Raw genomic sequence first — 14,493 nt, forward strand, 5'->3', positions numbered from 1 at the left:
CCCTGGGCCTGCGCGGGCCCGAGGAGACGGAGGCGAGCTTTGAAGGCAACGCGGGCTTGAAGGCGCGCGCGGCGGCCGCGGCGGCGGGCCTGCCGGCGCTGGCCGACGACAGCGGGCTCGCGGTCGAGGCGCTGGGCGGCGAGCCGGGGGTGCTGTCGGCGCGCTGGGCCGAGACGCCGGCGGGCCGTGATTTCGGCATCGCCATGCGCAAGGTGCGGGAGCGGCTCGAGGCGGCCGCCGCACCCGAGCCGCGCCGCGCCGCCTTCCTCTGCGCGCTGACGCTGGCCTGGCCGGACGGCCACGACGAGACCTTCCTCGGCCGCTGCGCGGGCCGGATCGTGTGGCCGCCGCGCGGGGACAAGGGCTTCGGCTACGACCCGATCTTTGTGCCGGACGGCCATGACATTACCTTTGGCGAGATGGAGCCGTCGGCCAAGCACGCCATCAGCCACCGGGCCGACGCCTTCCGCCGGCTGGTTGCCGCCTGCCTGAGGACCTGAGGCCATGGACAAGCCCGACCGCGCCGCCTATGCGCGCCGCAATGCGCGCTGGCTGGTGCCGGTGTTCGTCGTGGTGCTGGTCTGGGGCGTGGTGGGCGCGAACCTGTTCGCCCTAGTCGGCGGCGTCTTCGGCCTCGTCTGGGTCGGCGGCGCCTTCTGGAGGAAGCGATGAGCGCCGACTGGCGGGCCGGGGGCTTCGGGCTCTACCTGCACTGGCCGTTCTGCCTGGCCAAGTGCCCCTATTGCGACTTCAACTCGCATGTCTCGCGCTCGGTGGACCACGCGGCCTGGGCGCAGGCGCTGGCCGCCGAGATGCGCCACATGCGCGCCCTGACCGGGGCGCGGCGGCTCGACGCGGTGTTCTTCGGCGGCGGCACGCCGAGCCTGATGGCGCCGGGCACCGTGGCGGCCCTGATCGATGAGGCCGACCGGCTGTGGGGGCTCGCACCCGGCGCCGAGGTCACGCTGGAGGCCAACCCGACCAGCGTCGAGGCGGGCAAGTTCCGCGCCTATGCCGCGGCCGGGGTCAACCGCCTCTCGCTCGGCGTGCAGGCGCTCGACGACGCAGACCTGCGCGCGCTGGGGCGCATGCACACGATGGCCGAGGCGCTGGCCGCCTTCGAGACCGCCCGCGCCGTCTTTCCGCGCGTGAGCTTCGACCTGATCTATGCGCGCATGGGCCAGACCGCGGCCGCCTGGGAGGCCGAGCTGGCGCGGGCCCTGGCAATGGCGGTGGACCACCTCTCGCTCTACCAGCTGACCATCGAGCCGGGCACGCGCTTCGGCGATCTCTACGCCTTGGGCCGGCTGAAGGTTCCCGGCGACGAGACGGCGGCGCGGATGTACGCGCTGACGCAGGACATGACGGCTGCCGCGGGGCTGCCCGCCTACGAGGTCTCAAACCATGCGCGGCCGGGGGCGCAGAGCCGGCACAACCTGGTCTACTGGCGCTATGGCGACTATGCCGGCATCGGGCCCGGCGCGCATGGCCGGCTGACGCGCGAGGACGGACGCCGGGTCGCGACCGTCACCGAGCGCCTGCCCGCCGACTGGCTGCAAGCGGTGGCGGCGCGCGGGCACGCGCTGGTCGAGGAGGAGGTGCTGACGCCTGCCGAGCAGGCGAGCGAGTACCTCATGATGGCCATGCGCCTGGCCGAGGGCGCGGACCCCGGCCGCTATGCCCGCCTCGCCGGGGCAGGGCTGGAGCGCGCGCGCGTCGAGGCCTTGACGGGCGACGGGCTCCTGGCCGAGCGCAACGGCCATCTCGCCGCGACCGGGGCCGGCCGGCTGGTGCTCAACCGCGTCCTGGCGGAGCTGATCGCATGATCGCCACCACCAAGCGCGTGCTCTGGGTCGTGGCGGGGCTGATCTTCACCGCGCTCGGCATCGCCGGGCTGGTGCTGCCGCTGATGCCCGGCACGGTGTTCCTGATCGCCGCCGCCTACTGCTTCGCGCAGAGCTCGGCCCGACTTCACGACTGGCTGGTCAACCACCGCCATCTCGGCCCGCTGATTCGCGACTGGCGCGAGAGCGGCGCGATCAGCCGGCCGGCCAAGCGCGCGGCGGTCGGCGGCATGGCGGTCAGCTTCGCGCTGGCGGCGGCGCTCGGCACGCCGCTCCCCGGGCTTTCGGTGCTGGCGGCCGTACTGGTGGCCGCGGCGCTGTTCGTCCTGACCCGGCCGGACGGGCGCAAGCCGCCGGCGCGGTGAGGCTCACTCGCGCGCCAAGAGCGCCTTTAGCTCGTAGACGAGGTCGAGCGCCTGGCGCGGGCTGAGCTGGTCGGGCAGCACGTCGGCGAGCCGCGCCTCGACCTCGGAGGGCGTCGCCGGCGGCGGCGCCTGGGGCGCGCGCGCCTGAAACAGCGGCAGCGCCTCGACCAGGCTCGCCGGCCCGCCCTCGCGCTCGCCCGATTCGAGCTTGTCCAGCACCTCGCGGGCGCGGGCGACCACCGATTCGGGCAGCCCCGCCAGGCGCGCGACCTGCACGCCGTAGGAGCGGTCCGCCGCGCCCGGGCGCACCTCGTGCAGGAAGATCACCTCGCCCTCCCACTCGCGCACCGCGACCGCGGCCGGGTGCAGCTGGTCGAGCCGCTCGGCCAGCGTGGTCAGCTCGTGGTAGTGCGTGGCGAACAGGCCGCGGCAGCGGTTGACCTCGTGCAGGTGCTCGATGGTGGCCCAGGCGATCGAGAGCCCGTCCCAGGTGGCGGTGCCGCGCCCGATCTCGTCGAGGATCACCAGCGCACCGGGGCCGGCCTGGTTCAGGATCGCCGCGGTCTCGACCATCTCGACCATGAAGGTCGAGCGCCCGCGCGCCAGGTCGTCGGCCGCCCCGACGCGGGAGAAGAGCCGGTCGACCACGCCGATTCGCGCGCTTTCGGCGGGCACGAAGCTGCCGGCCTGGGCGAGGATGGCGATCAGCGCGTTCTGGCGCAGGAAGGTGGACTTGCCGGCCATGTTCGGCCCCGTGACAAGCCAGATCGGCGCCGGGCCGCTCTCGCCCGCCGAGAGCGCGCAGTCGTTGGCGACGAAGCTCTGGCCCTCGCGGCGCAGCGCGCGCTCGACCACCGGGTGGCGCCCCGCGGTGACCGCGAAGGCGCGGCCGGTCTCGATCACGGGCCTGGTCCAGCGCTCCTCGATGGCCAGTGCGGCGTTGGCGGCGGCGACGTCGAGCGCGGCGAGCGCGCCGGCGGTGGCGGCGGCCTCGGCCTGGCGGGCCAGAACCGCCTCGCGCAGCCCGGCGAAGATGCGCTTCTCGATCTCCAGCGCCCGGGCGCCGGCATTGACGATGCGGCTCTCGAGTTCGGAGAGCTCGAGGGTGGTGAAGCGCACGGCATTGGCCAGCGTCTGGCGGTGGATGAAGCTGGCCGAGAGCGGCGGCGCGAGCATGCGCTCGGCGTGGCGCGCCGTGGTCTCGATGAAATAGCCGAGCACGTTGTTGTGCCGGATCTTGAGCGACTCGATCCCGGTCTTCGCCACGTAGTCCGCCTGCAGGGCCGCGATCACGCCGCGCCCCTCGTCGCGCAGCTTGCGCGCCTGGTCGAGCCCGGCGTCGTGGCCGGCGGCGACGAAGCCGCCGTCGCGGGCGAGCAGCGGCGGCTCGGCGACCAGCGCGGCGTCGAGCAGCGCGGCCAGCGCGTCGTGGCCGACGAGGAGCGCGCTCACCTGCGAGACATCGGCGGGCGGATCGGTGGCCGCGCCGATGAGCGCCGCGATCCCGCCCGCCTCGGCCAGCCCGGCGCGAATCGCGGCCAGGTCGCGCGGGCCGCTGCGGTCGAGCGCGAGGCGCGAAAGCGCGCGCTCGATGTCGGGCACCCGGCGCAGGCGCTGGCGCAGCGCCTCCGAGAGCGCGCGCTCCTCGACCAGCCAGGCGACGGCGTCGAGCCGCGTGCCGATCGCGGCCACGTCGGTCAGCGGCGCGGCGAGCCGCGTCTCGAGCAGCCGCGCCCCGGCGCCGGTGAGCGTGCGGTCGACGGCGTGCAGGAGCGCGCCCTCGCGCCCGCCCGACAAGGCGCGCGTGAGCTCGAGGTTACGCCGGGTCGCCGCGTCGATGCGCATGACGCCGCCCGGCGGCTCGCGGCGCGGCGGCCGCAGCATCGGCAGCCGGCCCTTCTGCGTGAGCTCGATATAGGCGGCGAGCGCGCCCAGCGCGGCGAGCTCGGGCCTCGAGAAGGCGCCGAAGGACTCGAGCGCGGCGACGCGGAAGAGGGCCTTCAGCCGGGTCTCGGAGCCTTGCGAATCGAAGCTCGCCGGGCCCAGCGGGGTGAGCACGGCGCCGGCCTCCTCGATTTGCCCTCGCAGTGCGGCGTCCTCGAAGGCGGCCTCGGCGACCAGCACCTCGCGCGGCGCGATCCGCGCCAGCGCCGGGCCGAGCCCGGCGCGGTCGGCCGGCGCCACCGCGAGCTCGCCGGTGGACAGGTCGACCCAGGCGAGCGCGCCGGCGCCGCGCACCTCGGTCCAGGCGGCGAGGAAGTTGTGGCGCCGCGCCTCCAGCAGCGTGTCCTCGGTCAGCGTGCCGGGCGTGACCAGCCGCACCACCTCGCGGCGCACCACGGCCTTGGCGCCGCGCTTGCGCGCCTCGGCCGGGTCCTCGGTCTGCTCGCACACCGCGACGCGGAAGCCCTTGCGGATCAGGGTCAGCAGGTAGCTCTCGGCCGCGTGCACCGGCACGCCGCACATGGGGATGTCCTGGCCCAGGTGCTTGCCGCGCTTGGTCAGCGCGATGTCGAGCGCCTCGGCGGCCCTGGCGGCGTCGTCGAAGAACAGCTCGTAGAAATCGCCCATGCGGTAGAACAGGAGGGCGTCGGGGTGCGCCTCCTTGATCTGGAGATACTGCGCCATCATCGGGGTGACGGCCGTCGCCTCGTTCATCGCCTGCCCGCTGAGCTGCACGATCCGCGCATGGGCATAGCCCCCTGCCGGGGGCCTCGATAGCACGCCCGCCGGGATTCGCGAAAATTTCCGCAGGCCGGAAGTTTCCGCACGGCCTGGGGTGTGGAATGCCACATAATCCGGGTTGCACCGTCCGATCCCTTGGTGCATGGTATACCAGATACATCGGTGCGGGGCGCCGGAGAGTGCGGCGCATCGCCGTGGCCGATGGGAGGACGAAAGCCCGTGGGAAAGACCCTGGACCTGAAGCCGGTGGACGGCTCGTTCAGCCTGAAGGAGCACATCTACGAAGTGCTCAAGAAAAGCATCATGGATCTCGACATCTACGACCCCGACACCAACCTGCGCATGGACGAGCGGACGCTGGCCGAGCGGCTCGGCATCAGCCGCACGCCGATTCGCGAGGCGATCATGCGCCTCGAGCAGGAGGGCTTCGTCGAGATCCAGCCCCGCCGCGGCGTCTATATCCGGCGCAAGAGCCTGACCGAGATCCTGGAGATGATCACGGTGTGGGCGGCGCTCGAGAGCATGGCGGCGCGGCTGGCGTGCGAGCGCGCCAGCGACGCCGAGATCGCTCGGCTGCGCGAGGTGGTGCGCCCGTTCAACAAGGAGCGCGCCAAGGCCGAGCTGTCCGAGTATTCGGAAGCCAACATCGAGTTCCACCTGTGCGTGCTGGGGCTGCCCAAGTGCGGCATGCTGGAAGGCATCGCCCAGGGCCTGTTCACCCACCTCAAGGCGGTGCGCCGCAAGGCGACCAAGGACCAGAGCCGGGCCGACCGCTCGATGGTCGATCACATGAACATCATCGAGGCGATCGAGGCGCGCAATCCCGAACTCGCCGCCCAGCTCGTGCGCGAGCACACCTTCCGGCTGCACGACTATGTCGCTCAGACCTGGAAGTTCCTGGCCTCGCCGGCCGACATGGCCGCGAGCTGACGCCGACACGCTGCAATCCAAGGGAGAGGACGAACGTGGTTGCGCAGACCCCCGAAGACACGCTGGCCAGGGAGCCTGCCGTCGACGAGCCCGAGATGACCGACGGGTTCCACCTCGTCGTCGACGCATTGAAGCTCAACGGCATCGAGACGATCTACGAGGTTCCGGGCATCCCGATCTCGGACCTGTGCCGGCTGGCGCAGGCCGAGGGCATGCGCGTGATCTCGTTCCGCCACGAGCAGCACGCCGGCCACGCCGCCGCGATCGCCGGCTTCCTGACGCAAAAGCCCGGCGTGTGCATGACCGTCTCGGCGCCCGGCTTTCTCAACGGGCTGACGGCGCTGGCCAACGCCACCACCAACTGCTTTCCGATGATCCTGATCTCGGGCTCGTCGGAGCGCGAGATCGTCGACCTGCAGCAGGGCGACTACGAGGAGATGGACCAGCTCGCCATCGCCAAGCCGCTGTGCAAGGCGGCCTTCAGGGTGCTGCACGCCGAGGACATCGGCATCGGCGTCGCCCGCGCCATCCGGGCCGCCTGCTCGGGCCGGCCGGGCGGGGTCTATCTCGACCTGCCGGGCAAGCTCCTGGCCCAGGTCATGGAGGCGGATGCGGGGCTGGCCTCGCTGGTCAAGGTGATCGACCCGGCGCCGGCGCAGAGCCCCGCGTCCGAGGCGGTGGCCCGGGCGCTCGGCGTGCTCAGGGGCGCGAAGCGGCCGCTGATCATCCTGGGCAAGGGCGCGGCCTATGCCCAGGCCGACGAGGAGGTCCGCGCCCTGGTCGAGAAAAGCGGCATTCCGTACCTGCCGATGAGCATGGCCAAGGGGCTCCTGCCCGACGATCACCCGCAGTCGGCGGCCGCGGCGCGCTCGCTCGTGCTCCAGGAGTCGGACGTCGTCATGCTGGTCGGCGCGCGGCTCAACTGGCTGCTCAGTCACGGCAAGGGCAAGGCCTGGGGCACGGCGCGCAAGAAGTTCGTGCAGATCGACATCGACCCCAGGGAGATGGACTCCAACGTCGAGATCGCCGCGCCGCTGGTCGGCGACGTGCGCTCCTGCGCCAGGGCGCTCGTCGAGGGCATGGGCGCGGACTGGCCCGCGCCGCCGGCCGAGTGGACGTCCGCGGTGCGCGACAAGGTCGAGGCGAACGTCGCCAAGATGGCGCCGAGGCTCAAGAACAACAACGTGCCGATGGACTTCCACGGCGCGCTGGGGGCGCTCAGGGAGATCGTGCGGGAGCGGCCCGACGCGATCCTGGTCAACGAGGGCGCCAACACGCTCGACTTCGCGCGCTCGGTGATCGACATGATGAAGCCCAGGAAGCGCCTCGACGTGGGCACCTGGGGCGTGATGGGCATCGGCATGGGCTTCTCGGTCGCCGCCGCGGTCGAGACCGGCCAGCCGGTGCTGGCGGTCACGGGCGACAGCGCCTTCGGCTTCTCGGGCATGGAGATCGAGACCATCTGCCGCTACAGGCTGCCGGTCTGCGTCGTGGTGTTCAACAACAACGGCATCTATCGCGGCACCGACGAGAACCCGACCGGCGGGCCCGACCCCGCGCCGATGGTGTTCGTCAAGGACTCCCGCTACGACAGGATGATGGAGGCCTTCGGCGGCGTCGGCGTACAGGCGACGACGCCCGACGAGCTCGCCCGCGCCGTGCGCGCGGCCATGGACTCGGGCAAGCCCACCCTGGTCAACGCGGTGATCGACCCCGCCGCCGGCACCGAGTCGGGGCGCATCGGCAACCTCAATCCGCAGAGCCAGCTCAAGAACAAGCCCAAGAGCGTGCTGCCGAATTCGTAAGTCGGCCCGGCCGGGCCAGATCCTGAACAACAGCGAGAGGACGCGATGAAAGCTCTCGAAGGCATCAAGATCCTGGATTTCACCCATGTGCAGTCGGGGCCGACCTGCACCCAGCTGCTCGCCTGGATGGGCGCCGACGTGATCAAGGTCGAGCGCCCGGGCGTCGGCGACGCCACGCGCAAGCAGCTGGTCGACGTCCCCGGCGCCGACAGCCTCTATTTCACCATGCTCAACGGCAACAAGCGCTCGATCGAGCTCAACACCAAGAGCGAGGCGGGCAAGCGCGTGCTGACCCGGCTGGTCGAGGAGTGCGACGTGCTGGTGGAGAACTTCGCGCCGGGCGCGCTCGACCGCATGGGCTTCGGCTGGGACCGCATCCAGGAAATCAACCCGCGCATGATCTATGCCTCGGTGAAGGGCTTCGGGCCGGGGCGATATGCCGAGTGCAAGGTCTACGAGAACGTGGCCCAGTGCGCCGGCGGCGCGGCCTCGACCACCGGCTGGCGCGACGACCTGCCGCTGGTCACGGGCGCGCAGATCGGCGACTCCGGCACCGGGCTGCACCTGGCGCTGGGCATCGTCTCGGCGCTGTTCCAGCGCGAGCGCAGCGGCCGCGGCCAGAAGGTGCTGGCGGCGATGCAGGACGGCGTGCTGAACCTGTGCCGGGTCAAGCTCAGGGACCAGCAGCGCCTGGCGGCCGGCCCGCTCAAGGAGTACTCGCAGTTCGGCGAGGGCGTGCCGTTCGGCGACGCGACCCCGCGCGCGGGCAACGACTCGGGCGGCGGCCAGCCGGGGCGCATCCTCAAGTGCAAGGGCTGGGAGGACGACCCCAACGCCTACACCTACTTCATCACCCAGGCCGCCGTGTGGGAGCAGATCTGCGACGTCATCGGCAAGCCCGAGTGGAAGTCCGACCCCGACTACGCCACGCCCGAGGCGCGGCTGCCCCGGCTCAACGAGGTGTTCGGCGCCATCGAGGACTGGACCCAGACCAAGGACAAGTACGAGGTCATGGACATCTGCAATCCGCTGAACATCCCGGTCGGACCGGTCCTGAGCATGAAGGAGCTGGCCGAGGACCAGGGCCTGCGCGAGACCGGCACCGTGGTCGAGGTCGACCATCCGGGCCGCGGCAAGTACCTGACCGTCGGCATGCCGATCAAGCTTTCCGACAGCCCGGCCGAGGTGGCCCGCTCGCCGCTGCTGGGCGAGCATACCGAGGAGATACTGCGCGACGTGCTGGGCTATTCGGACGAGGAGATCGCCGAGATCGCGGGCTCGGGCGCCGTGGGCGAGATGAAGAGCGCGCGCGCCACGGCCGGGTGAGGCGCGCGGCCCGCCGGGTCGCGCGGGATGACAGGTGCCGCGCTCCCCGATCCGGGGAGCCGGCCGGCGGCGGGCAACGCACCCCGCGCGCCGCGACAGAGCACAAGGCCGGGCCACCCGGCCAGGGAATGAGGAGGACTACGCCCCATGCGCCTGATCGTGAACGGACAGCAGGCCTTCGGCAAGGCGGCGCTGGAGAAGCTGCTCGAGGCAGGCAAGGACGAGGTCGTCGCCGTCTACACCGCGCCCGACAAGGAGGGCCGGCCCGTGGACCCGCTGAAACAGGCAGCGCTCGACAACAAGATCCCCGTGTTCCAGCCGCCGAACTACAAGGACAAGGCGGTGCTGGACGAGATGCGCGAGCTCGGGGCCGACCTGATGATCATGGCCTACATGATCATCTTCGTGCCCGATGAGGCGCGCTCGATCCCCAGCCACGGCTCGATTTGCTTCCACCCCTCGCTGTTGCCGCTGCACCGCGGCCCGTCCTCGATCAACTGGCCGATCATCTGGGGCGAGACCAAGACCGGGCTGACCTGGTTCTACCCCGATGACGGGCTCGACGAGGGCGACATCCTGATGCAGTGGGAGTGCGAGATCGGCCCCGACGAGACGCTGGGCGACATCTACTTCAAGAAGATCTTCCCCAGGGGTGTGGAGTCGGTGCTCGAGGTGTGCGATCTGTTCCGCGCGGGCAACCCGCCGCGCAGCTCCCAGAACGAATCCAGGGCGACCTACGAGAGCTGGTGCCGCAAGAAGGACGCCGGCGTCGACTGGGCCAAGCCGGTGGCCGACGTCTACAACCTGATCCGCGGCTGCAACCCGCAGCCCGGCGCCTGGACGACGCTGAACGGCCAGGAGGTCCAGCTCTACGACAGCGCACGCCTCGGCGGCGAAGGCAGGGCCGGTGAGGTCGTTGACGTCTCCGGGGACGGCGTAACCGTGCAGGCCGCGGGGGGCCGTATCCTCGTAAAACGTGTCCGGCCCAAGGGCGGCGACAAGGTTGCCGCCGCCCAGTGGGCCGAGGAGGCCGGGGTCAAGCCGGGGACCCGGCTCGGCTCCTGAGCCGCGAGAACCACTCAAAGGGGAAGAACCCATGCCCAAGACGGATATCCAGATCGCCCGCGAGGCCAACAAGAAGCCGATCCAGGAAGTCGGCGCCAAGCTCGACATACCTTCCGAGCACCTGCTGCCCTACGGCCACGACAAGGCCAAGATCTCGGCCGAGTTCATCGACTCGGTGAAGGGCAACCGGGACGGCAACCTGATCCTGGTCACCGCGATCAACCCCACCCCGGCGGGCGAGGGCAAGACCACGACCACGGTGGGGCTGGGCGACGGGCTCAACGCCCTCGGCAAGAAGGCGGCGATCTGCATCCGCGAGGCCTCGCTCGGCCCGAACTTCGGCATGAAGGGCGGCGCCGCCGGCGGCGGCTATGCGCAGGTGGTTCCGATGGAGGACATGAACCTCCACTTCACCGGCGACTTCCACGCGATCGGCGCGGCGCACAACCTGCTCAGCGCGATGATCGACAACCACATCTACTGGGGCAACGAGCTGGATATCGACACCCGCCGCGTCGCCTGGCGCCGGGTGGTCGACATGAACGACCGGGCGCTGCGCGACATCGTGGTGTCGCTGGGCGGCGTCTCGAACGGCTTTGCGCGCGAGAGCGGCTTCGACATCACGGTGGCTTCCGAGGTGATGGCGATCCTGTGTCTGGCTCGCGACCTGAAGGACCTGGAGCGCCGCCTGGGCGACATCATCGTCGCCTATCGCCGCGACAAGTCGGCGGTGACCTGCCGCGACATCAAGGCCGACGGCGCCATGGCGGTGCTCTTGAAGGACGCGATCCAGCCCAATCTGGTTCAGACGCTGGAAAACAGCCCGGCCTTCGTCCATGGCGGCCCGTTCGCCAACATCGCCCATGGCTGCAACTCGGTGATGGCCACCACCACCGCGCTGAAGATTGCCGACTACGTGGTGACCGAGGCCGGCTTCGGTGCTGACCTGGGCGCCGAGAAGTTCATGGACATCAAGTGCCGCAAAGCCGGCCTGAAGCCGAAGGCCGTGGTCATCGTCGCCACCGTGCGCGCGATGAAGATGAACGGCGGCGTCAAGAAGGACGACCTGGGCGCCGAGAACGTCGAGGCGGTCAAGAAGGGCTGTGCGAACCTGGGCCGGCACATCGAGAACATGAAGCAGTTCGGCGTCCCGGCGGTGGTGGCGATCAACCACTTCGTCTCGGACACCGACGCCGAGATCGAGGCGGTCAAGGCCTATGTCGCCGACCAGGGCTCGGAGGCTGTGCTGTGTAAGCACTGGGCCAACGGCTCGGCCGGCATCACCGACCTGGCCAAGAAGGTCGTGCAGATCGTGGAGAGCGGCACTGCGCAGTACGCGCCGCTCTATCCCGACGAGATGGGCCTGTTCGAGAAGATCGAGACCGTGGCCAAGCGCATCTACCGCGCCGACGAGGTGCTGGCGGACAAGAAGATCCGCGACCAGCTCAAGCAGTGGGAGGCCGACGGCTTCGGCAAGCTGCCGGTCTGCATGGCCAAGACCCAGTACTCGTTCACCACCGACCCGAACCGGCGCGGCGCGCCGACCGGGCACAGCCTGCCGGTGCGCGAGGTGCGCCTCTCGGCCGGGGCCGGCTTCGTGGTGGTGATCTGCGGCGAGATCATGACCATGCCCGGGCTGCCGCGCAAACCGGCCGCCGAGTCGATCCGGCTCAATGACGAGGGCCAGATCGAGGGCCTATTCTGAGAGGAGTGCACATGTCGATCGCCAAGATCCTGGTGCCTGTGCGCGGCGACGGCAAGGGCGAGAACGTTCTCGCCCACGCCGCCGCGGTGGCGCGCCGCCACAACTCGCATATCGAGGCGGTGCACTGCCGTGCGCGGCCCGACGACCTGATTCCCTACGGCGTCGTGGTGACCAGGGGGCTGCGCGAGCAGATAGCACGACATGCCAAGGAGGTCGGCGACGCCGAGGAGGCGTCGCTGAGGAAGCTGTTCGATGCCCTGATGAACCGGTTCGGGCTGGAGATCGTCCCCGAGGGCACCGTGCCCCCGCGCGATCATGCCACGGCGCGCTGGTGGGAGGAGGACGGCCGGCAGATCGACGTGATCAAGAGCCACGGCCGCCTCGCCGACCTCGTTGCCGTGGCCAAGCCGGACCGCGACCGGGGCCTGGGCTTCAATACGCTCAACGCCGGCCTGTTCAACACGGGCCGTCCGGTGCTGGTCTGCCCGCCGGCGGACAAGGCCCCCGAAGTGCTGGGCAAGCGCATCGCCATCGCCTGGAACGGCTCGACCGAGGCCGCGCGGGCGGTGGCGCTGGCGCTGCCGCTGATCCAGGCGGCCGACGAGGTGGTCATCCTCGACGGCGGCGTGGGCGACCACGGCGCCTCGGGCGACGAGCTTCTGGGCTATCTCGAGATCCGCGGCGTCAGCGCGCGCCGCCAGCCGATCGAGGGCGGCGACAACCCCGGCCGGGCGATCCTGGCCGCGGCCAAGCAGGCCGGCGCCGACCTTCTGGTGATGGGCGCCTACAGCCGCAGCCGCGAGCTCGAGGCGGTGTTCGGAGGCGCCACGCAGCATGTCATCGACCGCTGCACCATCCCGGTTGTGATGGTGCACTGATCCAGACGGCGGGGACCTGGAAATCAGGAAAATGCATTGCTTTCCGGTTCTCGTCGTATAAACTCGCCGTATCTGGTATACCACATACCGGCGCAAGGAGGGCTCTCAGAGAGGCGGCGCGCAACCGCCCGAGCCGTGAGCAGGCGGCGTCAAGCCGCGAGCCGGATCTCCGCTTAGGCGGGGGTCCACGGAAGAAGCACAGAGAGGAAAGGGGAGGAGCTAAATGAGACTTCTCAAACACGCGGTCCTCGGGCTCGCCAGCGTGGCGCTGGCGACTGGAGCCGCCTCGACGGCCCAGGCCTGGACGCCGAAGAAGCCGATCGAGCTGATCATCCCGGCCGGCACCGGCGGCGGCGCCGACCAGATCGCCCGGCTGATCCAGGGCATTGTTCAGAAGAACCATTTCTCGCCGATGCCGATCATCCCGATCAACAAGCCGGGCGGCTCGGGCGGCGAGGGATATCTCTACATCCAGCAGAACGCCGGCGACAACCACAAGCTGCTGGTGACGCTGAACAGCTTCTACACCACGCCGCTGATCCAGCCGGACCTGCACATCGACATCACCAAGTTCACGCCGATCAAGCTGATGGCGATGGACACCTTCCTGCTCTGGGTGCAGGCCGACTCTCCGATCAACACGCTCGACGAGTTCGTCAAGACGGTGAAGGAGAAGGGCAAGGCCTGGAAGATGGGCGGCACCGGCAAGGGCCAGGAGGACTCGATCCTCACGGCCATGATCGAGTCCGAGTTCGGCCTCAACATGACCTATGTGCCCTTCCCGGGCGGTGGCACCGTGGCCAAGAACCTGGTCGGCGGGCATATCGACTCCACCGTCAACAACCCGTCCGAGCAGATCGAGTTCTGGCGCGCCGGCAAGTCCAAGCCGATCGTCCAGTTCACCAACAAGCGCATGAAGCTGTTCCCCAAGGTGCCGACGGCCAAGGAGCTGGGCCACGACATCGTCTACTTCATGCAGCGCTCGATCAATGGCCCTCCGGGGATGTCTCCGGCCGCGCAGAAGTACTACATCAAGCTCTTCGACAAGGTGTTCCAGTCGAAGGAGTGGCAGCACTTCTGCAAGACCGAGGGGCTGTTCTGTGACAAGGACGTCGCTCAGTACCAGGGCGCGAAGCTCGGCGAGTTCCACAAGCAGCAGCTCGAGCGCCACAAGGCGCTGATCGAAAAGGTCGGCGCGAAGGCGATCGTCGGCCAGTAAGAACCGACCGTGAACCGGGCCCGGGGGCGCTCAGCCCCCGGCCAAGCCCCGGGGCGCGCGCGGGCCGCGGCGCGGCATGCCCCCCGGCGGATGACGACGTGCGAGCGCGGCGCATCCCAACTCCGAGGCCGAGGCAGAGTTTAACGCGAGGTGACGAACATGACTGTTCGTGCTGCAGAGCTGACCACGGGGGTCGTGACGATCCTGATGTCGATCGCCCTGATGTACAAGAGCGCCGAGAACAGCATCTGGTGGGTTCCGGGCACCGGCCCTGGCTCCGGCGCCTGGCCGTTCTGGCTCTCCGCCGTCCTTTTGCTGACGTCGTGCGCCACGCTGGTGCGCGGGCTGCTCAGGATCACCCCTGAGTCGCGCAACACCGAGCCGTTCATCGATCCCCAGGCGATCTACATCGTCGCCGTCACCATCGGCTCGCTGATCTTCCTGCTCGGCGCCACCCAGATCATCGGCATCTACTTCGCCCTGATGCTGTTCCTGCTGTTCTATCTGAAGGTGGTCGGCGGCCACGGCTGGACCGTCACCATCGCAATGATGTTCGGCACGCCGATCTTCATCTTCGCCCTGTTCGAGTATGCGCTGACGATCTCGCTGCCGAAGGGCATCTCCGAGCCGCTCTTCTATCCGCTCTACGCGCTCATGTACTGACCTCCCAC

At 70.0% G+C, this 14,493-nt stretch carries 13 protein-coding genes; 12 read left to right on the forward strand and 1 reads right to left on the reverse strand.

All coding sequences use genetic code 11. The features are described from left to right. The 4 genes from AC32QD_RS14395 to AC32QD_RS14410 form a co-directional block, all read left to right on the forward strand. Positions 1 to 500 (forward strand): non-canonical purine NTP pyrophosphatase (locus AC32QD_RS14395; RefSeq protein WP_492011200.1); only part of this gene is annotated, 500 nt, incomplete at its 5' end. 4 nt (positions 501 to 504) lie between these two features. After that, positions 505 to 672 carry a hypothetical protein gene (locus AC32QD_RS14400; protein WP_492011201.1) on the forward strand — a complete coding sequence of 56 codons (168 nt, stop codon included), beginning with the start codon at positions 505 to 507 and terminating at the stop codon, positions 670 to 672. After that, the gene (hemW, locus tag AC32QD_RS14405; protein ID WP_492011202.1) at positions 669 to 1,826 is read left to right on the forward strand and encodes a radical SAM family heme chaperone HemW; all 1,158 of its coding nucleotides are present in this window, start codon (positions 669 to 671) and stop codon (positions 1,824 to 1,826) included. Before AC32QD_RS14400 ends, hemW begins: the two co-directional genes overlap by 4 nt. Continuing rightward, entirely contained in the window at positions 1,823 to 2,209 is a 387-nt protein-coding gene (locus AC32QD_RS14410) for a YbaN family protein (protein WP_492011203.1), read from the forward strand. Before hemW ends, AC32QD_RS14410 begins: the two co-directional genes overlap by 4 nt. Before the next feature lie 3 nt (positions 2,210 to 2,212). Here AC32QD_RS14410 and mutS read toward each other — a convergent pair whose 3' ends face one another. Beyond that, positions 2,213 to 4,867 carry a DNA mismatch repair protein MutS gene (gene mutS, locus AC32QD_RS14415; protein ID WP_492011225.1) on the reverse strand — a complete coding sequence of 885 codons (2,655 nt, stop codon included), beginning with the start codon at positions 4,865 to 4,867 and terminating at the stop codon, positions 2,213 to 2,215. A 246-nt stretch (positions 4,868 to 5,113) separates the two neighbouring features. Here mutS and AC32QD_RS14420 point away from each other — a divergent pair, with 246 nt between their 5' ends. The 8 genes from AC32QD_RS14420 (at position 5,114) to AC32QD_RS14455 (ending at position 14,485) form a co-directional block, all read left to right on the forward strand. After that, positions 5,114 to 5,824, forward strand: a complete 711-nt coding sequence (locus AC32QD_RS14420; RefSeq protein WP_492011204.1) for a GntR family transcriptional regulator — start codon at positions 5,114 to 5,116, stop codon at positions 5,822 to 5,824. A gap of 35 nt (positions 5,825 to 5,859) precedes the next feature. After that, on the forward strand, positions 5,860 to 7,629 hold the full coding sequence (oxc, locus tag AC32QD_RS14425; protein WP_492011205.1) for an oxalyl-CoA decarboxylase: 1,770 nt from the start codon (positions 5,860 to 5,862) through the stop codon (positions 7,627 to 7,629). Between the two features lie 45 nt (positions 7,630 to 7,674). After that, positions 7,675 to 8,955 carry a formyl-CoA transferase gene (gene frc, locus AC32QD_RS14430; protein WP_492011206.1) on the forward strand — a complete coding sequence of 427 codons (1,281 nt, stop codon included), beginning with the start codon at positions 7,675 to 7,677 and terminating at the stop codon, positions 8,953 to 8,955. A 147-nt stretch (positions 8,956 to 9,102) separates the two neighbouring features. Continuing rightward, positions 9,103 to 10,020 carry a methionyl-tRNA formyltransferase gene (locus AC32QD_RS14435; protein ID WP_492011207.1) on the forward strand — a complete coding sequence of 306 codons (918 nt, stop codon included), beginning with the start codon at positions 9,103 to 9,105 and terminating at the stop codon, positions 10,018 to 10,020. A gap of 31 nt (positions 10,021 to 10,051) precedes the next feature. After that, positions 10,052 to 11,725 carry a formate--tetrahydrofolate ligase gene (locus AC32QD_RS14440; RefSeq protein ID WP_492011208.1) on the forward strand — a complete coding sequence of 558 codons (1,674 nt, stop codon included), beginning with the start codon at positions 10,052 to 10,054 and terminating at the stop codon, positions 11,723 to 11,725. Positions 11,726 to 11,736: 11 nt separating this feature from the next. Beyond that, the gene (locus AC32QD_RS14445; protein ID WP_492011209.1) at positions 11,737 to 12,603 is read left to right on the forward strand and encodes a universal stress protein; all 867 of its coding nucleotides are present in this window, start codon (positions 11,737 to 11,739) and stop codon (positions 12,601 to 12,603) included. A 223-nt stretch (positions 12,604 to 12,826) separates the two neighbouring features. Further along, entirely contained in the window at positions 12,827 to 13,822 is a 996-nt protein-coding gene (locus tag AC32QD_RS14450; protein WP_492011210.1) for a Bug family tripartite tricarboxylate transporter substrate binding protein, read from the forward strand. A gap of 159 nt (positions 13,823 to 13,981) precedes the next feature. Next, on the forward strand, positions 13,982 to 14,485 hold the full coding sequence (locus AC32QD_RS14455; RefSeq protein WP_492011211.1) for a tripartite tricarboxylate transporter TctB family protein: 504 nt from the start codon (positions 13,982 to 13,984) through the stop codon (positions 14,483 to 14,485). The last annotated feature ends 8 nt before the right edge of the window (positions 14,486 to 14,493 follow it).

The organism is Thermohalobaculum sp. (assembly GCF_058622915.1).